19 protein-coding genes are annotated in these 20,601 nt (G+C 53.2%); 6 read left to right on the top strand and 13 right to left on the bottom strand.

Features of this window, described 5'->3' with window-relative positions; all coding sequences use genetic code 11:
• Nucleotides 1–85: 85 nt before the first annotated feature.
• Nucleotides 86–1,177, bottom strand: coding sequence for an efflux RND transporter periplasmic adaptor subunit (locus HU175_RS17805; RefSeq protein WP_176567869.1), 1,092 nt, complete (start codon nucleotides 1,175–1,177; stop codon nucleotides 86–88).
• Between the two features lie 4 nt (nucleotides 1,178–1,181).
• Nucleotides 1,182–2,477 carry a TolC family protein gene (locus HU175_RS17800; protein WP_176567868.1) on the bottom strand — a complete coding sequence of 432 codons (1,296 nt, stop codon included), beginning with the start codon at nucleotides 2,475–2,477 and terminating at the stop codon, nucleotides 1,182–1,184.
• Between the two features lie 176 nt (nucleotides 2,478–2,653).
• Here HU175_RS17800 and HU175_RS17795 point away from each other — a divergent pair, with 176 nt between their 5' ends.
• On the top strand, nucleotides 2,654–3,043 hold the full coding sequence (locus HU175_RS17795; protein ID WP_176567867.1) for a hypothetical protein: 390 nt from the start codon (nucleotides 2,654–2,656) through the stop codon (nucleotides 3,041–3,043).
• Between the two features lie 79 nt (nucleotides 3,044–3,122).
• Here the strand turns inward: HU175_RS17795 and HU175_RS17790 are convergent, their stop codons facing one another.
• From HU175_RS17790 to HU175_RS17770, 5 genes are all read right to left on the bottom strand, one after another.
• Nucleotides 3,123–5,459, bottom strand: coding sequence for a mechanosensitive ion channel family protein (locus HU175_RS17790; RefSeq protein WP_176567866.1), 2,337 nt, complete (start codon nucleotides 5,457–5,459; stop codon nucleotides 3,123–3,125).
• 200 nt (nucleotides 5,460–5,659) lie between these two features.
• Nucleotides 5,660–7,027 (bottom strand): sensor histidine kinase, encoded by a 1,368-nt coding sequence (locus HU175_RS17785; protein ID WP_176567865.1) that lies wholly within the window; start codon nucleotides 7,025–7,027, stop codon nucleotides 5,660–5,662.
• Nucleotides 7,028–7,157: 130 nt separating this feature from the next.
• Nucleotides 7,158–7,844: a response regulator transcription factor gene (locus tag HU175_RS17780; RefSeq protein WP_176567864.1), complete on the bottom strand. Its 687-nt coding sequence runs from the start codon at nucleotides 7,842–7,844 to the stop codon at nucleotides 7,158–7,160.
• A gap of 39 nt (nucleotides 7,845–7,883) precedes the next feature.
• Nucleotides 7,884–8,306, bottom strand: a complete 423-nt coding sequence (locus HU175_RS17775) for a hypothetical protein (RefSeq protein WP_228724196.1) — start codon at nucleotides 8,304–8,306, stop codon at nucleotides 7,884–7,886.
• Nucleotides 8,307–8,345: 39 nt separating this feature from the next.
• Nucleotides 8,346–10,010, bottom strand: a complete 1,665-nt coding sequence (locus tag HU175_RS17770; RefSeq protein ID WP_176567863.1) for an ArnT family glycosyltransferase — start codon at nucleotides 10,008–10,010, stop codon at nucleotides 8,346–8,348.
• Between the two features lie 141 nt (nucleotides 10,011–10,151).
• On the opposite strand from HU175_RS17770, the gene pgi reads away from it, so the two are divergent.
• The 5 genes from pgi (at nucleotide 10,152) to HU175_RS17745 (ending at nucleotide 15,497) form a co-directional block, all read left to right on the top strand.
• Nucleotides 10,152–11,810 (top strand): glucose-6-phosphate isomerase, encoded by a 1,659-nt coding sequence (gene pgi, locus HU175_RS17765; protein ID WP_176567862.1) that lies wholly within the window; start codon nucleotides 10,152–10,154, stop codon nucleotides 11,808–11,810.
• Nucleotides 11,811–11,970: 160 nt separating this feature from the next.
• The gene (locus HU175_RS17760; protein WP_176567861.1) at nucleotides 11,971–12,798 is read left to right on the top strand and encodes an outer membrane beta-barrel protein; all 828 of its coding nucleotides are present in this window, start codon (nucleotides 11,971–11,973) and stop codon (nucleotides 12,796–12,798) included.
• Nucleotides 12,799–12,925: 127 nt separating this feature from the next.
• Nucleotides 12,926–13,762: a PorT family protein gene (locus HU175_RS17755; protein WP_176567860.1), complete on the top strand. Its 837-nt coding sequence runs from the start codon at nucleotides 12,926–12,928 to the stop codon at nucleotides 13,760–13,762.
• 156 nt (nucleotides 13,763–13,918) lie between these two features.
• Nucleotides 13,919–14,806: an outer membrane beta-barrel protein gene (locus HU175_RS17750; protein WP_176567859.1), complete on the top strand. Its 888-nt coding sequence runs from the start codon at nucleotides 13,919–13,921 to the stop codon at nucleotides 14,804–14,806.
• Nucleotides 14,807–14,930: 124 nt separating this feature from the next.
• The gene (locus HU175_RS17745; protein ID WP_176567858.1) at nucleotides 14,931–15,497 is read left to right on the top strand and encodes a bifunctional precorrin-2 dehydrogenase/sirohydrochlorin ferrochelatase; all 567 of its coding nucleotides are present in this window, start codon (nucleotides 14,931–14,933) and stop codon (nucleotides 15,495–15,497) included.
• Between the two features lie 8 nt (nucleotides 15,498–15,505).
• On the opposite strand, the gene HU175_RS17740 is transcribed toward HU175_RS17745, so the two are convergent.
• From HU175_RS17740 to rhaM, 6 genes are all read right to left on the bottom strand, one after another.
• A complete protein-coding gene (locus HU175_RS17740) occupies nucleotides 15,506–15,838 on the bottom strand; it encodes an MGMT family protein (protein WP_176567857.1) in 333 nt (110 codons plus the stop codon).
• Entirely contained in the window at nucleotides 15,838–16,413 is a 576-nt protein-coding gene (locus HU175_RS17735; protein WP_176567856.1) for a DUF3109 family protein, read from the bottom strand. The genes HU175_RS17740 and HU175_RS17735 overlap by 1 nt, the downstream gene beginning before the upstream one ends.
• Nucleotides 16,414–16,530: 117 nt before the next feature.
• The gene (locus HU175_RS17730; protein WP_176567855.1) at nucleotides 16,531–18,933 is read right to left on the bottom strand and encodes a LysM peptidoglycan-binding domain-containing protein; all 2,403 of its coding nucleotides are present in this window, start codon (nucleotides 18,931–18,933) and stop codon (nucleotides 16,531–16,533) included.
• 43 nt (nucleotides 18,934–18,976) lie between these two features.
• Nucleotides 18,977–19,618, bottom strand: a complete 642-nt coding sequence (locus HU175_RS17725; RefSeq protein ID WP_176567854.1) for an O-methyltransferase — start codon at nucleotides 19,616–19,618, stop codon at nucleotides 18,977–18,979.
• A 149-nt stretch (nucleotides 19,619–19,767) separates the two neighbouring features.
• On the bottom strand, nucleotides 19,768–20,220 hold the full coding sequence (gene dtd, locus HU175_RS17720) for a D-aminoacyl-tRNA deacylase (protein WP_176567853.1): 453 nt from the start codon (nucleotides 20,218–20,220) through the stop codon (nucleotides 19,768–19,770).
• Nucleotides 20,221–20,286: 66 nt separating this feature from the next.
• Nucleotides 20,287–20,598, bottom strand: a complete 312-nt coding sequence (rhaM, locus tag HU175_RS17715) for an L-rhamnose mutarotase (protein ID WP_176567852.1) — start codon at nucleotides 20,596–20,598, stop codon at nucleotides 20,287–20,289.
• Nucleotides 20,599–20,601: the final 3 nt, after the last annotated feature.

Raw genomic sequence — 20,601 nt, 5'->3', positions numbered from 1 at the left:
TACATGGTTGGCGAAAGAGATAGGGACAGCAACTTCCACCCTTCCAGCCCGTTCATTACGACGAAGCGTTCTCTCTTCTCCCGTGTTAGTTATTCAATGCGTTGTAAACCAGGAGCTGATTCTTGGAAATGACCTGCTCACCGGGCTTAACCCCCTGCTGGATGTAGGCCACGTCGCCCAGCGACTTGAGGACGTTGACCTCGCGGGTTTCAATGTCAGAGCGGTTGCGAAACACCAGCACGTACTGCTTGGACCGGTCAAAGATGAGCGATCCGGCAGGAACCGTGGCCAGCTGACCACCGTCGGCGTAACGCAGCGTAACGGTTGCATGCATTTCTGGTTTTAGCTTCAATCCTTTGTTGTTCAGGCGAATCCGGACGGTCAGGGCTTTGGTATTGGGGTCCAGCACTGTGTAAATCTTGTCGACTTTGCCGTGGAAGGTGTCGTCGGGGTAGCTCAGGGTCTGCACGCTGGCGTCCATGCCGGTACGTACCCGACCAATGTCGCTTTCGTTGACGTTGGCCAGCACCCAGACATCGCTGATCTGGCCGATCGTAAAGAGGTTATCGGCGTTGTCGGAGCGAAGCTGCATGTCGCGGTTGACATTCTTTTCAATCACGTAGCCGTCGATGGGGGCTTTAACCGTGTAAATCGACGAGGAGCCGATGCCGTAAATGCGGGATACCTCTTTGATCCGGTTGACTTCGGCCTGCGCCTGTTCCACCTCTTTCTGAGCCGCTACGACCTCGCGCTGGGAGTTGAGTTTGGTTTCGAACAAATCTTCGGCGACCCGCAGGTTTTTCTGCACCAGCTGGAGATTAGCCCGCGCCTGCACGCCCTGCCGCTCAATGTCGGCTACTTCACCCGACCGGATCGACGCCAGTGCCTGGCCTTTCTTGACGTAATCGCCCAGCTCAACGTTTACTTTTTCGACGTTACCACCAACCAGCGGGAACACTTTAATGACCTGATTCTCGTCGGCTACAACCCGACCGACCAGCGTAAGTTCACTGCGGACGGGCTGCGTCGTTACGTTCTCAAGCTTGATGCGATGCATCATTGTATCGGAGAGCATAAAGGCTTTTACGTCTTCCTGGGCCACCTTCGAGTGACAGGAAGAGACCAGCCCAGCTACGCAACTGGTAAAAAATAAAACAGCTATTGGGTTGGCTTTCATGTTTTTATTGGAATAAATCGGTGCCCAGGAGGTAATTCAATTCTTCGTACGCGCTCACGCGGTCGGCCCGGAGCCGGTTCAGTTGACGGACACTGTCGTTATAGGCTTCGATCAGATCCACAAATTCGAGCAAGGTCAGATTTCCCTTCTGAAAACTAATGATAACCCCCTGGTTTAACTGGTCGAATTGCTCCGTAAATCGCGTCTCGACCGACTGTACCCGTCGTTCTACCTCCTGCACTTTCTGGATGGACGTCGCGACTTCGTTGGCTACCTGAATGGTTTTCTGCCGCTGTAGTTGAGTCTGGTAACCAATCTGGCTCTTGGCGGCCTTAATTGCCCCCTGGTTTCGGTTGAACACCGGCAGATCCGTCGAGACAGACAAGCCGACGTAATTGTTGATGTAGTTGCTGGCCTGGTCGTAATTACCACCGACCCGAACGTCTGGTACGGCCAGCGCTCGCTGCAGGTTATAGTTCAATTCGGCCTGTTTAGTTAGTGATCCCGCAGCCAGGAGGTCGGGCCGGTTCTGCAACGCAAGCTGTTGTAGACTGTCCTCCGACTGGGTTGGGATCCGGTAGCGGGGGAGGGCCGCGTTACGAACCACCGGGCGTAGGGGCTGGTCGATCGTCAGCAGCGTACGTAATGACCGCTGATCGTCGGCCAGCTGAAACAGAATTTCGGTCCGGTCATTGCCCAGTTGGAACAGCAGCGCTTTCAGGCGGAGCAGTTCCCGCAGCGATACATTGTTCCGTTCGTACTGACGCTCGTAGGCGGTAACGGTAGTCTGCAACGTAGCCAGCTGCTGATCAAAACGAGCCAACGTTAACTCCTGAAAATAAACCGAGTAGAAGCGACTGCGTAATTCAAAGCGTAAGCCCCGAAGCAGATCAAGCAGTTCATAACCCGTCAGGCGGGCGGCTTCAGAAGCCAGGGCAACCCGTTTATTCCGTTTACCAGCCGTGTAAAGCAACTGCTCAATGGCAACAAACTTCTGACCCTGGCGACCAGCGTCCAGTACGCGTCGTTTTTCGGCGTTATAGGCACTCAACTCAACCGTAACGGTTGGGTTATCGTACAGTCCAGCCTGAATAATCTGCGCCTGACTGGCATCGAGCCGAAACCGTTCGGCCAGCAGCAGCAGGTTATTTTTCAGGAATAGACTATCTGCCTGTCGCAGCGTCAGCCGCAGCGAATCCTGCCCATTCGCGCTCGAATGCAGTAGGTCCGTCGCTACAGGTTGTTGCGCCCAGGCAAGTTGACTGGAAATAAAAAAGATAAAAAAGACTAGAAGCCGCATACTTGAAACTAACACAGCACAAAGGTCTACCCTGCGTATTAAAGGGTGCTTAAGAACAGGTTAGGACGGTATTAGAAAAAGCTTAGAAAAAGCTTAGAAAAAAGTCGCGTGGGGGAAATAACATGTAGTAAGGGGCAAGCGTATAGATTGATACCTCTTCATGTTCTGGACTGATCTTGTGGGGGATTTACAAGCTGGTGGATTTGGCTTGTGTGTTCAGCCTGGATGCGGCTCTGGGCGCGAAAAATGTCTACGTCGATTGCTGGAAATATGCGGGTAACGGCATTGCCTACGCGCTCTATACGCAGGATGGATCAACCCAGGGTTACGTCGCTCGTCTGGACCTGAACGCAAGAACCGCCACCCGAGTAGAGCTGCCTTACGAAGAGGGTCTTGATTTCGGTCAGTATCAGGGTATTCTGGTGAGTGGTGACGACGTGTATATCGCCCTCACTCCGGTTGGAAAAGACGGTAATATTTACGTGATCAACCGACAAACCGGTGGGGTGACCAAAGGCGCTAAACTGGTTAACAAAGCTGGTAACCACTACATCGGTATTTTCTAATACGTTTAGTACATCTAACCAAAACAGGGCGCCCACTACGTAGTGGGCGCCCTGTTTGCTTTATACTGAGATCAGCTGGTCAAAGTAGTTTGATACCCGCTTCCTTGAACCGACTCACCAGCCGTTGCAAGAGCTCACTCTTCAGGCTGGCTTCGCTGGAAATGCTATTGATCCAGATGATCACCTTCAGTTCGATTGCGTCAGCACTGATATTCGAGACGATGATATCCGGGGTTTGCATCGATTCGCCAAGCTGGCCGGCTTCCTCCTGAATAACTGTCCGTAGGTCATCCATATTGGTGTCGCTGGCCACTTTCAGGGCAAATTCGGTCTTCAGATACGTACCCCGCGACGACCAGTTGACCAGCCGGTTCGACAGCAGATCGCCGTTGGGAATAATTACTTCCGAGCCCTGCCCGGTAAGCATCTTACTCGACCGAATGCCAATATCCAGAATGCGGCCTTTCTTGTCAGCCAGTTCGATGTAGTCACCAATGCGGAACGGTCGCTCGAAAATCAGGATGACGCCTGATACGAAATTGGAAACGATAGCCTGCATCCCCAACCCGATTCCTACGCTGAGCGCTCCTAGTACTACGGTGAACTTATCGATTGAAATACCGGAGGCCACGACAGCCAGCAGGACACCCCCCACAATAATAACCAGCCGGATCAAAGCCAGTACCGAACTGACCTGATCGACCTGACCATCGGCGGGTGGAAGCTGACTCTCGCCAAAGAACAGGCCGATGTTCTTCTGGAGCAGACTCGCCAGGTAGATGATGATAGAAAACGACAGAATGTTGCTCAGACTGAAAGCGAAGCTGCCGAACGTACGCGGTTTACTAAGGATATCGCCAAAGAATCTGAACACATCGTCGTCGATGCCCAGGTTGATAAAGAACACCAGCAGCCATACGCCAATGGCCAGGAAGATCAGGGCTTTTTTGACCGATCGACGCGTGTGGCTGACGTTGACCCGCGAGAAAAACCCTTTGGAGCAGGCACTGATCTGAATCTGTAAATCAAGCGCTTCCAGGATGATCTCAATAAAGACGGCCAGGCCGGTTATCTGCACCAGCGCGACAACGGCCGTGATACTGAACGTTTTTGCCAGACTGATCCGGCCAATTATATTCAACAGAATGGCCAGACCGTGCAGCGCAAAATAAAGCTTTGTGACCGGGCGGATGATACGTACGCTGACCGAGCTGAAATGCAGATGTCGGGCGTAGATATACCCGATATACAAAAAGGCTACGTTCAATAAAATCAGCCAGAACCGTAGCAGAAGTGATTCACTGAGCAGCGTGTTGGTCAGAATCAACAGAATGTATAAAGCGCCGTTGACCAGCCACAGCCGTAAGTCGAGTTCAGGCAGTCGCTTCCACAAATGAACGGTCAGAACTACCAGCAGCACGAATTGCGTCAGCTCGATGTAGAACGACGGTGAACTGGGTTCGAACAGCGGAATCAAATTCAGCAGGACAATCAGCGAAGAAACGACCGGAACAGGGCGGAGGTTTTTCAGCCGAAGCGTGTCTATTTCATGACCATTCGACAGGTCATTTGCCTTTCTGAAATTGGTAAAGACCCAGGCGAAAAAGCCAATCGTCAGCAGGTAAAGCAGAAACCGGTCGTCCCAGGTTGACGCGAGGAAATAGCTTAGTATTTTCTGCTGGCCCTGGTACGTTGACCGGATAATGGCCTGCTGGTTATCAGCGTCTATCGATAAAGGGGCGTTCCACAGAAAGGGCGCTTCCTGCTGGAGAACATTAACCGCTGACTGCTGCAACTGTTCATTCAGGGTCGTCAGCAGGTCGTTAACCCGTAATGATGTTCCAGACACGTCGGCCAGTAGTTGACTGACGGTATCCAGTTGAGCGGAGGTACGCGTGCCGGACTCCTGCAACTGCAATTTCAGGCTGACGAGCTGATTGCGATACAGCTTCTTCTGGGTTGTATCGGTACCCGCGATTACCAGCAATGAATCGCTGCTCAGGGCCAGCAACTGATCGAGCTGGCTTTGCAGGGTATTGTTTGATTTAGAAAGTGCCGTTCGCCAGGTTGTTAGTTTAACCTGCGCATCGTCCAGAATAAGCCGGTAGTTGGCCAGACTTTTTGAGTCGATATTCTCTTTGTGCAGCTTGACATCATTCTGAATGGGATTTATGTTGGTTTTTACATCGGCCAGCCCGGCGCGGATGCGGGCTACGCCGTACCCCCTTCGGCCAGCTGCTTTAACCTCGGTAATGACTGACTGGGCTTTCTGAATTTTAAACAGCAGGGTATCGGGAATACTCTGTCTGGCTTCGGGTGACAGTATGTTGGTGGAGTCCTGGGCCTGCAACGACGTGACGGCTGGCAGGAGTAAGACAAATAGTAAACAGTTGATAAAAAAACGTTGACGTAGCATAAGCCTACAAACAAAAGTATTAGCTATGTAAACGCAGAAAGCCGACCCAAAGGTTATGTAAACCCGTAAACAGATAAACTTACGTACACCCGTTCTACTGATTCTCAACGTGTAAAACTAATTGCAACAGGAAGAGCCTTGGCCTGCCTGGCGAAGCCTTGTCTGGGACAGGTAAAGGCAACAGACGCCCGTTGGAAGCGCTACACGTGGGGCAGCGTAATAGTAAACGTACTGCCCTCATTGAGCTGGCTATCGACGGTAAGCCTGCCATGATGAAGGTTAATGATACGGGCCGAAACGGATAACCCGATCCCGAACCCGTAGCGATCTCTGGCATTGGAAGCCCGGTAAAAAGGCTCAAAAATACGCTGTTGGTCGTCGTCTGAAATACCGATGCCCTGATCATTGACCGACACGCGGCAGGCGTTGTTGTCTGTGCTGATACGTACCTGGGCCGTCTGATTATCCGAATACTTACAGGCGTTGTCGAAGAGGTTGATCAGCACCTGTTTCAGCAATTCTTCGCTGCCCGTTACGACGGTTTCCGTATCCGAGTCCGGGATGTTGTCGAAATCGATACTAATCTGGTACGTCGGTTTGGCGCTGAGTAACTCGTCTTTGGCCACAAAAACCAGGTCATCAACGCGGACGGGTTTGAACGGAACCTGGTTGATGGACTCCAGCGTCCGGGCCAGAAACAACAGGCTATTCGTCAGGTTAATGAGCCGGTCTGTATCCGACGATAGATTGATCAGCACTTCCTCGTGCTCGGGCACCGTCAGGGGTCGGCGCAGGCCCAGCTGGATCTCGGACTTAAGCGCAGCCAGGGGCGTTCGGAGTTCGTGCGACGCGTGCGAGACGAAGCTGCGCTGTTGTTCGAAAGCGAATTGCAGGCGTTGCAGGACGTGGTTGAAATTGATGGCCAGTTTGGCAATTTCGTCCTGCCGGTTTCCTTCGTCGAGTCGCTTCTGCAGATTCTGATCGGTAATGGTTGAAATTTCCTGATTAAGCTGACTGATGGGACGCAGTGACTGCCCGGCAAAGAAAATTCCCAGTCCAATCGTGAGGCTGATGCCGCCCAGCAGCCCCCATCCCAACGTGATGCGCAGGTTGTTGAGCTTGCTTTTGCCGAAAGCGTCATTGGCCGATGCCAGTACAACCAGATCGACACCCCGCTGCTGATACAACAGGCCGACCAGCTCGTTGTTGCCGCTGAAGGTTTCGACCTCTTTCAACTGACGGACTTCGTTCAGAAGCGACGGGTTGAAGTGAATAACCTGATCGTCGACGCTGCTGTATATGAGCTGATTGCGATTGTTAAACACCAGTACTTTCTCGTCCAGGAGGGCCGTCAGGGTATTCCGGTCAATGATCTTGAGCAGATTCCGGTCCACCTCTTTCACCTCCACCAGAAACCGTACTGTCGTGCGGGCCTTGCTTTTCAATCGCTCATAAAACTCCTCCCGGCGGTACGTTGATGACACAAAATAGATCAGCAACGAGAACACCACCAGAATGGAAGCCACAATGATCGAAAACTGAAGCGCGATGCGGTTACGGATGGTCATGGGGAAGGGGAGAGAGGAAAAGGAGGAAGGAGGAGAGGGAAGAGAGGGAGTAAGGGAAGGAAAGAAGGATGGAAATACGGCACCTTTTTTCCCTTTCCTCCATCCTCCCCTTCCTCCTTTTTATTTCTCCTTACTCCTCTTTCAATACATACCCCATTCCGGGGCGGGTGTGTATAAGTTTAGGCTCGAAGTCGCGGTCAATTTTTTTGCGGAGGTAGTTGATATACACCTCCACGACGTTGGTGCCGGGATCGAAATTCAGTCCCCAGACACTCTCGGCCAGATCGGCTTTGGAGGCAACCCGCCCGCGCCGACGAATCAGGTATTCAAGCAGGGCAAATTCCTTGGCCGTCAGGTCGATGGTTGACTGGTCCCGCTTAACTTCTTTGGTCGAAAAATTGACCGTCAGGTTGGCTACCTGCCCGATGTCGTCCGGTATTGAGTCGACCTGGGTGCCTACTCGCCGGAAACAGGTAGCCACCCGGGCAATCAGCTCCCGGAAATCGAATGGTTTAACCAGGTAATCGTCGGCACCAAGTTCCAGCCCTTCTACTTTGTCTTCGATCTCGCCCAGTGCCGTCAGCATGATGATCGGCACCTGGGGACGTTCGGCCCGCACGCTTCGGCACACCTCGAAACCACTTAGCCCCGGCAGGTTGATGTCGAGAATAATAAGGTCGATATCGGGTTGCAGCGCCCGCTGGCGGCCATTGATGCCCTCATAAATCACGTCGGTCGCGTAACCTTCTTCGCGCAGGCCCCGGCTGATGTTCTGGGCAATCCGGCGGTCATCTTCAACAATCAGAATCGTTTTCATAACGGTGGGAGGGCCGACACCCCGTGCCGCCAGTGAAATTTAGTTAGCCGTAACCCGTACGATATAGGTTCGGATCGTTTTGCCGTTCCCTGCTTCGTCGGGACGTTTCTCTGAGAACGTAACGTTGGCTGTTCCGGCTGTGATGCCTTTGAGCTGAAAAACGGTGGGGCCAGCAGGTTGCCGTTGCAACGTATCAACAGCGGGGGCCAGCTCCCGACGAGACACGTCAACCACCTCCTGATTATCGGACGTGCCAATCAATTGCAGTGACGAATCACCGCGCCGGGGAACGGTTATTTCCTTGATATCACCCACGGCCAGCTGCATCCGCTTTTGTACTCCAGCAGACTTTGTCGACGTACAGGCGCTGGTACTCGCCAGCAATGAAACAAACAGACCCAGTCCGAAGGCGTATCGGGTCGACCCGACAAAACGGGAGTTGATGGTGTAAACAGTTGTCATACCGGCTAAACTGTCGGGACCTGTCAACAGTTTTGATTCCTATTGCCGGGCCGATCGGCGGTAGAAGATAAAACCGTTCTCTTCGCCGATTTTGCGGGTATTGGGCAACGTATCAAGTTCCGTTTGCTCCGTGTTTTTCTTGATAAACAGGACGTCTTTATCGATGGGGCCGCGCTGAAGCCAGTTATCGTCGTAGTAATTTGGGTTCGTAACGGGGGGCTTATGCGTATAGAAGAACGGCCCGTAACTCCGGTAGCCATATGCTTTCACGTACACGTCCTGCCCCTGTGCTCGCTCGAAGAACCGCATGGCCGCCCCCTGCGAAATAGCTTCGATACGACCAATAAAAAACCAGAGCGTGAGCGTAATGAAAACGGCCATGCCGCCGAACAGCACAAACGTGCCCCGCTCGGTGTCGTAGCTGCGGAACAGGTAAATGCTGAGTAACAGCACCATGAGCAGCCATACGCCCGGTAAGACTTCCCAGCCCGTCCAGTTAACCTTCGCGTCCAGGTTGGCCTGCGTAAAGGCATCTTTGTCGGCGAACGATTTCACGACGTCCATGTGCTGCGCCAGGATGGGCAGGCCGATGGTAGCCGCCACAAACAGCCCACCAATGACGAGCAGGCCCGCTACGAGCCAGCCATTGAACGCAATCCGCCGGTACTCCAACTGCATAATCGTCAGCGTGGCAAGGTAGGTGACGGGGAAATAGCAGAGCGATGAATAGTGTACAATCTTGGACTGCACGATACTGAAGAGAACTAGCACGACCCAGAATAGAATCAGCATCCACCGCTGAAATTCACGCTGGTAATTCCGCTCGATGAACAGCGACCCGAAAGCCCGCATCGCAAAAATCGATGCTGGAAAACAACCTACCAGCAGGATAATAAAGTGATAGCCCGGAAATCCACCATGGCCCGCGTCGGGCGTACTGAACAGCCGGATGCTATACGTAATAAATTCCTGAATGAACGTGGGCCCGTGCAGGTACGTCTCCAGACCGCCCCAGGCCAGGGGAGCAGCGGCAGCCGCCAGCGAAAAGCCTAGAAACTGCAGGGGCGTAATGAACCAGCGAAAGTGGCTTAGCAGCCAGTAGACCAGCAGCACCAGACAAACGATCAGGAACGCTACGGGTCCTTTGGTCAGGATGCCCAGCCCCAGCATCAGGCCCCCAAGGAGCAGATACAGCCAGGTTGGTTTTGAAATCAGCAGGTTGCTGCTCATCCGCTCGCGTTTCCACGACGCAAAGATCACATTGACCAGCCCGATAAAAATAAACAGGTTGAAAAAGGGGTCGATAATGCCGGATCGGAAATACAGATGTGGCGTGACTGAACCCAGATACGCCAGCGCCCAGACCAAACCAAAGCGGTGCCCGTGGAGTTTTTCTCCCAGATGGTACAGATATCCCAGCGTAATAATCCCGCAGATGGCGTTGGGCAGCCGGGCCGAAAACTCGCTGACCCCGAACAGATTCATCATCAGCGCCTGACACCAGAAAAAGAAAGGCGGCTTTTCGTAAAAAGGCTTGAAATCAATGTGAACGCGCAGGTAATCGCGCAGGATGACCATTTCCCGCGAACACTCCGCAAAATTAATCTCGTCCCAGTCGAACAGACGAACCCCCCCCAGAAACGGAATGAAAAACAGCGCGCCGACAACGGCAAGAAGTAACGTATAAAAAAGTTTTTGATTCATCGGCCGCGGTAGTAACGCAAAACAGACGCTTTATTGGGAAAGCGTAATAAGGCCGTAAAATTAGAGGAAAAAAACATTGGGATGGATTGGCGATATTCGCGCCCAGACTCAACAGGATCGATAACTAACCAATAACCAGGCATGCTTGCTAACCACCGATTTACCGATTTGCCGGCTTATTCTGAGCTGAAAGCCCATTACGAAACCATCAGCGATCGCCACCTGCGCGATCTGTTTGCCGAAGATCCAGGCCGGTTTCCCCGGTTTACCCGTCAGTTTGAGGATATTCTGCTGGACTTTTCCAAAAACCGAATTACTGACGAAACCTTGTCACTGCTACTGCAACTGGCCGAACAGGCGGGGCTGACCGACGCCATCGGTAAAATGTTCTCGGGTGACAAAATTAACCGGACCGAGGACCGGGCCGTTTTGCACGTAGCACTCCGTAACCGCTCGAACACGCCGATTCGGGTGGACGGGGCCGACGTAATGCCCGACGTAAACGAGGTACTTGGCCGCATGAAACGCTTCACGGAGCGGATTCGCTCGGGTGAGTGGAAAGGCTATACCGGCGAAGCCATCACCGATGTCGTGAATATCGGGATTGGTGGTTCGGACCTGGGTCCGGTCATGGTGACCGAAGCCCTGAAGCCGTATGCCGACGATAAAAAACTGCGAGTACATTTTGTTTCGAACGTTGATGGCGTTCATATCTACGAAACCTTGCAAAAGGTTAAACCCGAAACGACCCTGTTCCTGATTGCGTCCAAAACTTTCACGACGCAGGAAACCATGACCAACGCCCAGTCGGCGCGGCAGTGGTTCCTCGATACGGCCAAAGATGAAGCGGCTATCGCCAAACACTTTGCGGCCCTGTCGACCAATAAAAAAGACGTGGAGAAATTCGGGATTGATGCCGACAATATGTTTGGTTTCTGGGACTGGGTGGGCGGTCGCTACTCGCTCTGGTCGGCTATTGGTCTATCGATCGCGCTGTACATCGGTTTCGATAAGTTTGAAGAATTGCTGGAAGGGGGCCACGCCATGGACCAGCACTTCCGCGATACGCCCATCGAGCAAAATTTACCGGTCATGCTGGCGTTGGTAGGTATCTGGTACAATAATTTTTTTAATGCCCAGACCGAAGCTATCCTGCCTTATGACCAGTACATGCACCGCTTTGCGGCCTACTTCCAGCAGGGCGACATGGAAAGCAACGGCAAATCCGTTGACCGCGACGGTAACCCCGTCGATTACCAGACAGGGCCAATCATCTGGGGGGAACCCGGCACGAACGGCCAGCACGCTTTCTACCAGCTTATTCACCAGGGTACGAAACTGATCCCCTGCGATTTTCTGGCACCGGCCATCAGCCAGCGGCCCATTGGCGAACACCACAAAATTCTGATGGCGAACTATTTCGCCCAGACCGAAGCGCTGATGAACGGTAAAACCGAAGACGAAGCGGCCGAGGAACTACGTAAATCGGGCAAGAGCGAAGACGAGATTCAGGCGCTGGCTCCCTTCAAAATGTTCTCGGGTAACCGGCCAACGAACTCAATCCTGTTCAAGAAGCTGACCCCTCGTACGCTGGGCAGCCTGATCGCACTGTACGAACACAAGATCTTCACGCAGGGGGTAATCTGGGATATTTTCAGCTTCGACCAGTGGGGTGTTGAATTGGGAAAACAACTCGCGAGCCGGATTCTGCCCGAATTGCAGGACGATGCCGAAGTTACGACGCACGACAGCTCGACCAACGGCCTGATGAACGCTTTTAAAGCAATGCGGAGCGAATAGCCGCTGCCGTAATAAACTGAAAACTGGCCCTGTCAGGGGCCGTGCCGGCGTTGATTGTCAATTGCCCGGATACGACCAGCTGGCGGGGCCATTCAGGAGAACCCGTTTTGAAAGATGGCCCCGGCGAACCATATTCGTACGTTTTTTGATCGTTGACAGAATGAAAGTGAAAGTATACCTGATTGCCCTGTGCCTAAGTTTTTCGGGACTGGCAAGCGCACAAACTCCCGTCTCTACGGCTACCATTGCCAACCCAGCCTACGTACCGCTGGCGTATAACCAACGGCCAAGCCAATCGGCGTCAAATCCTGGGCTAACTACCGGCCCGGCCGGTAAACCGTTAAACAGCCGTTCGTACGGCAAATCCAGTACCCAAGCCAATAACAGCTGGGACGTCTACCGGACAACAGCCGTAAAACGAACCAAAGACATAACGTATGAGGATTTCGTTTTCGGCATTTACCTGGGAACCAACTCAACCCGCTTTGCCGGCGATGAGCTTAACGTCGGTGGCGATTTATCGAGTCGGGTGGGGTATCAGGCCGGGTTCTTTGCCCGAACGGGTGGTCGGGTATATGGTCAGCTCGGGGCTGAGTATTTTGCCTCCAGTTCAAACTATTACATCAAGTCATACGACGCAGGGCAACCTGTTCAGGATCGGATAAGCATCCAGTACATTCAGATTCCGGCTTACATCGGTTATAAACTGGTGGAGTCGGATCGGGGGGTGTCGGCTGTTCGTCTGCAGGCTGGGGTAGAATATGCCAACCGGGTGAATGCCACTAGCGGCAAGTTCCAATTGTCGAACGCTCAAATCAAAAGTGGTACGGTCAATGCCCTTGGTCAGCTGGGATTTGATCTGGGCCCCTTACTGATTGATCTGACGTATCATTATGGTTTTGGCAGCGCCATACAGGAAACAAAATCGCCCGGCTTTGCTGGTGCTCAGCGCCGGGTACTCAGCGCCAGTATTGGCGTTAAACTTTAAAATTATTTTGGCGATACTGAAAGAAAAATTAGAATCGTCAAAAACAATCCTGTCGCAGGGGCAGTTAAGAGGGTGTAATTTCGATTACACCTTTTTTTTGTACAACTCAACGCTATACTAGAAAGCAATGAAAACTCAGGTTACATTCCTGGCAGCATGCCTGCTGGGCGCTGGACTGGCTACCGCCCAGACAACCAACACGTACTCGACCACGAGCACAACGTATACGACTTCGCCCGTAACGACCGACAGTTCGAATATGACTAACGGTACGTACGTAGCACCAACCAACACGTCCGACAATAACGGCACGAGTACGACCAGCGGGTATAACACCAATACCGCCGGAACCCCTGCTTACGCAACCACGACGACAACAACCGAGTACAGCTCGACCGACAACCAAACCAGAAGAAACCGCAAGGATGACGACAAACCCTGGGGTAAAGAAGGTAAGTTCGGTGTTTACGTAGGTGCTAACCTATCGCAGTTCGTAAATGAACCTATCCCTGACGACGCGTTCCGTGCGGGCTGGCAGGCTGGTCTGTACGGCCGCACAGGTGGTACGGTGTTCGGACAAATTGGTCTGGAGTACCGGAATTCGACCTCGAGCCTGATTCGTAATGGTGGATCGGGAACGACGGTTAGTCAGGTGAGCGGACGGATTGACCAGCACTTCATTGCTATCCCTGCCTATGTGGGAGCTCGCATCGGTAGTGCCTTGGGTCTGCGCGTACAAGTTGGTGCTGAACTGGCCTCGCTGGTAGCCGTAGGAAATAACAACTTCGGTCTGGGTCGCGATGACCTGAATCGCACGATTCTGAACGGTCTGGCTGGTATCGGTATCAATCTGGGACCTGTAACCGTAGATGCGGTTTACAACCACGGTTTCGTAAACGTATTCGATGCTGGTGCTGACACACGCCGGAATATTCTGGCTCTGAACGTGGGTTTCCGCTTCTAAAATAAGCCAATAACTTATTGAATTTAAGAAAGCCCCTTCCAACGAAGGGGCTTTCTTTTATCCTATTTTTTTGGTCTGTCTTACCGTTTAAAAACAATAGACTGTTTTGGGCAGTTGTAATCATGAGTACTATGTCATTTTACAACTCAATATGTTATGAAAAATCTATTTAAAACAGCACTGTTGCTAACGGGTGTGTGCAGTACAAGCCTGGTGCTGGCGCAGCAGAACTCTTACGATGACCGCTATCGAACCAACTCGCGGCAGGATGAACGGCGGAACGACCGGTACCGGGATGAGCGTCTCGAAGAACGGCGGGAATACCGGGAGCGGGATGATGAGTATCGTCGGTACAATAACCGATATGAAGACCGAATGGGCAATGATCGCAACTACGGTCGCCGGTTCGACGAACGCGACCTGAGCGAGGCCTACGATCAGGGTTTTGATGATGGTCGTAACAGTGTCGAAGCAGAAGAGCGTAAGGAACGGCGGGAAAACTATAAAAACTTTGCGTTTGGTATCTATGCAGGGGCGAACTCAACCCGTTTTGAAGGGGAAGACGTGTCTGGTAACAAACTATCGGGACGGCTGGGCTATCAGTTAGGTTTCTTCGTACGGGGCGGTGGCCGCGTGTACGGACAAATCGGGGCTGAGTATTTGACGTCAAGTTCTGATTTTTATCAGCCCGGCGATGGTCAGGCAGGTAGCGTTGGCGATCTGATCGGTAATGTTGACCAGAAATATATTCACGTACCGGCACTGATTGGCGTGAAACTGGCTGAATCGGAGCGGGGTGTTTCGGCCGTACGGCTGGCGGTAGGGGCTGAATATGCCGCACCGCTGGGCGTAAACAACAATGCCTTCAACTTCGAATCGCGCGACTTCCGGGCCGCTACGGTTAACGGGCTGGCAAATTTGGGTTTCGATGCGGGTCCGCTGATGCTGGACTTCCGGTACCACTACGGTTTCGCGGACGTGATCAACGATACCGACAATACGAAACGCCGGATTGTGAGTGTAAACGTTGGCTTTAAATTCTAGGAAAAAGCTAAAAAGACGTATTAGTAGCAAGCAGGCACGTAAGCCTGTTTCACAAGTAAAAAGAGCTGCTCATCGGGCAGCTCTTTTCTGTTTCTATCGTTTTTTCAGTTGTACCTTCGTCGGTATGAATACGCTGTTCCCTATTTTCGTTAAGGCCGAGCAACTGCACACCCTTATTGTGGGTGGTGGTTATGTCGGGCTGGAGAAAGTAACCGCTCTGCTGGCTAGCTCGCCACAGGCTACTATTACGCTTGTGGCTCCCGACATCCGTGACGACATCCGTGCCCTGGCCGCGCAGACACCCAACCTGGCGCTGCTTCAGGAACCGTATCAGGTTGATCACCTTGCGGGCAAGGATCTGGTTATTGCAGGCACGAACGACAAAGCTGTCAACCAGCAGGTGCAGCAGGATTGCAAAGCTCACCGGATTCTGGTGAACGTAGCAGACACACCCGCCCTCTGTGATTTTTACCTGAGCTCGGTCGTGAAGAAAGGGGATCTGAAAATTGCAATTTCGACCAACGGCAAATCCCCCACCTTTGCCAAACGTTTCCGCGAAGTACTCGAAGAGATTTTGCCCGACAGTCTGCAGGAAACGCTGGACAACCTGACCGCCATCCGGAATCAGCTCAAGGGCGACTTTGTGCAGAAAATGGAGAAATTGAACGAGATAACGAAAGTACTGAAGTAGCCCCGGTGCTAGAGCGAAAGTTCGGCCGATGGGTCCCAGAATACTTTTTGAAAATCCGTGACCCGATCGTTCTCTACCCGAACACCTTCCGCTTCCAGCAACTGCTGCATCCGGTCCGGATCGCCGAAGAAATGCTTGCCTGACAGGACACCGATGCTGTTGATGACCCGATGGGCCGGTACGTCGTGCCCATGCGATGCGTTCATAGCCCAGCCTACCATGCGGGCACCCGCCCGCAAACTCAGGTAACGGGCAATGGCACCGTAGGTCGTTACGCGTCCGGCAGGAATCAGCCGGACAACTTCATATACTTCTTCGAAATAGTTGCGGGATTCGGCCATTACTCGGCAGGATCTTTTTCTTCAATGGCTTTTGTCAGCCGCCCGTACCATTCTTCGCCGTACGCCCGGATAAGTGCTTCCCGGACGAATTTATAGATCGGCACGTTCAGTTGCTCGCCAAAGCCGCAGGCAGGACTGCAAATGGGCCAGCGATCGTAATTCAGCGCGTGGAATGACTCGTATTTCGTGATACGGATGGGGTAGAGGTGACAGGAAATGGGTTTTTTCCAGTCGACTTTCCCGTCGTTATACGCTTCTTCGATACCGCATTTCAGGATGCCCCGGTCGTCCCAGGTGGCATAAACGCACTCGCGTCCACCCACCGTTGTGGTGACGTAGCCACCCATATCGTCCGATTCGTAACCACCCCGCTCCTCAATCACGCGAATGCCTTCGGGCGAAAGATACGGTTTGACGTCTTCGTAAATACGATCAAGAATGGCCGGTTCGTCGCCTTCGAGGGGAGCTCCCATGTCGCCCTCAACGCAGCAGGCTCCTTTGCACTTGTCGAGGTTACAGACGAAAAATTTCTCGGCGATGTCGTCGCTGATGCAAGTATTGTCAAGCAGAATCATACAGTAAAGATACGCAGATCGGGACAAAAGATGGTGCATGAACCAGCCTTTAACGCAGACGCGCCGATGCAAGTAGTTGCATCGGCGCGTCATGTCTCAGCGAAGCAGGAAGCTGACTTACTTCACAATCTTGATCTTCTGACCAACTTTTACTTCCGTTGTGGTGAGGTTGTTCCAGGTCTGGATCTGCTCGATGGTGACCCCGTAATTTTTCGAAATTCGGAACATCGTTTCGCCTTTTGCAACGGTATGGTACGTTGTTTCGCCCGTAGCGGGCGTTTCTTTTTCTTTCGCAGGAGCAGCCGCTGCTGGCTTACTGGCCGGAGCCGAAGTCGTTGGACTACCTTTCACCGTCAGTTCTTTACCAACGACCAGTACGTCCGACGAGCCCAGGTTGTTCATGGCCCGGAGTTCATCGACCGTTATACCATACTGCTTTGAGATGCTGTAATACGTCTGACCTGGCTCAACCTTGTGCTTCATTGTGCCCGTGCTGCTCGGCGTCATAGCCCGCTCGGTCGAAACAGGCTTGGTCGTAACCGGAGCGGGCTTCGTTGGCGTTGTTCTCGCTGGAGCAGCCCCCACTGGAGCAGCTTCCGATCTGGCGGTTGTAGGTTCTGCTTCCGCCGTCGGTTTGGTCGTTACGGTCGCTGGCCGGTCTGCTTTGGTAACGGCTGGCGTTGACGAACGGACTGACGGAGTCGATGGGGAGGTCAGCGAGCCATCGGCCTGCTGCTCACGGGGGCCTTCGTAATCCGGATCGGATTTTTGCGCGGCCCGCCGACTCGTCGTTGGCTTGGACGCTGGCGTTTTAGCCGGTGCCTTCGTATCTGCGCTGGCCACGGTACGTTCTTCGGCTGGTGCTGGAACCGGGGTTGAAGTCGACGTGGTTGTTTCTGGCGTACGCACGATAACAACCCGCTGTGACCCGCTTGACGACCCACTCACCGAGGAGGGAGCCGGAACGGGCGTGGTGACTACGGGTGCTGCCGTTGATACCGGACGAACTGGCTCGGGGGCAGGCGCTGTGGCGCCGGGAGCTGTTCCATCGCTGGGTGTTACGCCACCGCCCACCAGTTTGGGCTGGTAGACTTTCCGCTCCGACGCATTGCGGGGAATATTCTCTGCGTTAGCCGGGGTACTGTTGCTGGCCACGGGCCGCGTAGCCGCGGGCGTTGGGGTCTGATCGTAAACCGGTAGCGTTGGGGCATCGATCACCTCAACCGGTTTGTTGCCCGGCCGACGTTCGCGCAGCCACATCACCCGTCCGGTAACCAGCTTCTGAACTCGGTCAAGGCGGTTGTAGCGCAGGAGTTTTTTCAGCCGGAGACCGTAACGCTGCGAAATGCTACGTGATGTTTCGCCGTCGCGGACGGTATGGAAGGGCACCAGGGCTTTCTTCCGTTTCTTAGCCAGGTAATATACATCCCCAACGATGATCTGATCGGACGGGTCGAGGTCGTTGTAGCGCAGAAAGCTCGACAGGCTGATTTTTGCCTTGCGGGCCATCGACCCCGCATTATCTCCCGCCTGAGCCTGAATACCCGGCAGACCGTTGATTTCGTACAGGACTGGATCGTTTTTGCCCGTCTTGGTCGACGTTACCCGGCGCAATACCGGAAAGCCTACGTCGTTTTGAACGACCTGTGCCGCTTTCTTGCTGCGAACGTTGACAATCTTCTGCCGTACGTCGTTGATCTGGTTGTTTGGTACCGGAATGGCCATAACATAGTCCTTGTCGGTAGGTACCAGCTCGCCAATGACCCAGCGGTTGTATTTGCGCAGTTCACTTTCGTCAACGCCCAGTTCGCTGGCAATATCGCCGAAGCTTTTGCCGCCACCACCTGGGTATTCGATCAGGGCAAAGGTGTTGCTGGCCTGGTGGGTCTTCAGCGCATTCTCGACGGCAATTTTGTGGGCGAAGAAACGCAGGATATACCGGTCTGTCCGGCCGTCGAGCGTAACCTCACGGGCATACGACCAATCGGGGGGGATCAGGCGGGTAATGCCGCTGGCCCCGAGATAATACGAATACAGCGACGCAATCCAGTTGTTGAACTGCGTGTTGCTTTTCTTGAAGTATTTAGCGGCTGCCCGGCTGGAAGCAATAATGCTTTTCCGCTCGTCGACAACATCATCCACGCGCAGGCCGTAGTCCGTAGCCGTTTCCCGCTTGAACTGCCAGTAGCCCACCGCCATCGACGACGAAACGGCGTCGGGCGTGAGGGAGCTTTCCTGCACGGCCAGATACTTGAAATCGACCGGCACCCCTTCTTCCAGCATAATCGTTTCGATCATGGGGAAATAAAGCGCTACCCGATCGAGCTTGGCCGACCAGTACTGCCGGTTGGCCAGCAGGGCATTAACATCCTGCTGAATCAGGCGCCGGGCGTCGTTGTCCAGCCGAACGGAGATATCCGCGAATGTAACCTGCTCCGGAACCGTCGGTGTAGTTTGCGCCAGGGAGGCAAAACCGAGCAGGAAAAAAAGTAGCAATAAAGGGTACGAGGTTTTTTGCATAAGCCAAAGGTAATCTATCGTATGGGTATTTCGATACGCTCTGCTACCGTTTACGAACTAACGTAATACCGTCGCGGATGGGGAGCAGCACATTCTCGACGCGGGGGTCCTGTTGTACTAATTCGTTGAAAGAAAGCACACTAGTAGTGTCCTGGTCATTGGCTTTGAGGGGCTCAATTACTTTACCGCTCCACAGCACATTATCGATCAGCAGGAAACCGCCGGGCCGGAGTTTATCGAAAACCAACTCATAATACAGCGCATTGTTTCGTTTGTCGGCGTCGATAAACACCAGATCGAACGTATCGGTCAGCGACGGAATAATGTCGGCAGCCGGGCCAATCCGTAACTCGATCCGGTCGTTCTGGGGCGATTTAGCCCAGTAAGATCGGGCAAACTCTTCGAGTTCTTCGTTCTGGTCGATGGTGATCAGGCGGCCATCATCGGCGAGTCCTTCGGCCAGACAGAGTGCCGAATAACCGGTGTAGGTACCCAGCTCCAGAACACGACGGGGCCGGATCATCCAGGAAATCATGGCTAGAAAACGTCCCTGCAGGTGGCCCGACAACATGCGCGGGGCCATGATATGCGCACGAGTATCGCGGTCCAACTGGCGCAGTAAATCGCTTTCGGGCGAGGTATGCGCTTCGGTATAGGCAGTTAGACTGGGTGGTAAAAAGTCCATTGGCGATTGTTATGCCTACGGCAAATGGGGTGCCGCGTTCGGTGAAAACAAAGGAACTGGTAGAAATCGAACGATCAGACCGGCGGAATAGTCTGTTAGCACTATTCTTTACGTAGCTAAACTGATCGTCTGGTAAGAAAAACGGGAAACTAGATTCGGTTTTTGGTATCGATAATGATCGTTACGGGACCGTCGTTCAACAGGGCCACTTTCATATCGGCTCCGAACGTGCCCGTCTGAATAGGCTTGCTCAGATCAGCACTCAACTGGGCGATCATGGCTTCGTAGAGCGGAATGGCTACTTCGGGCCGGGCGGCTTCGATGAAGCTGGGTCGGTTTCCTTTCTTCGTGCTGGCGTGCAGCGTAAACTGACTGATAAGCAGAATATTGCCGTTAATAGCGGCCAGGTCCAGGTTCATTTTGTCGGCTTCGTCGTTGAAAACCCGCATCCCGACGATCTTCCGGCTGAGCCACGTTACGTCCTCCTCCGTATCGGTGTGCGTGACGCCCAGCAACACCATAAATCCCTGCTCAATCTGTCCTTTGACCACACCGTCGATCGTCACCGATGCCTGCGAAACCCGCTGAATTACTGCAATCATGCCCAAAGATAGGCCGATCGGCTATTATGACGAAATAACATATAAGACAGGTTTATTTTGACAGGATCACAGCCGAAACACACAACTTAACGGCTGCACAACGGGTGAACTATCTGGGTTGGTGTCCATCAGATCGGCCATGTAGGCCCACCAGCGCTGCATGATCGGCAGCGCTGGAAGCTGGTCGACAGTGTGCTCGTTAGATCGTTGCTGAACGGCAAATAAGGTCCGGCTGACTGGGTCCAGATAAATAGCATAAGCGAGAATACCGGCCTCTCGCAAAGCCGCCGACAATTCAGGCCAGATTTCATCGTGACGCCGTTTATACTCGGCCTCGACACCGGGCTTGAGCCGCATCGTGAATGCAATTTCTTCCATTGA

Origin of the sequence: Spirosoma sp. KUDC1026 (assembly GCF_013375035.1) — a bacterium.
Classification (GTDB): Bacteria; Bacteroidota; Bacteroidia; order Cytophagales; family Spirosomataceae; genus Spirosoma.
The sequence above is the reverse complement of the archived record's forward strand: the minus strand, read 5'-3'. Positions and strand labels throughout refer to the sequence as shown.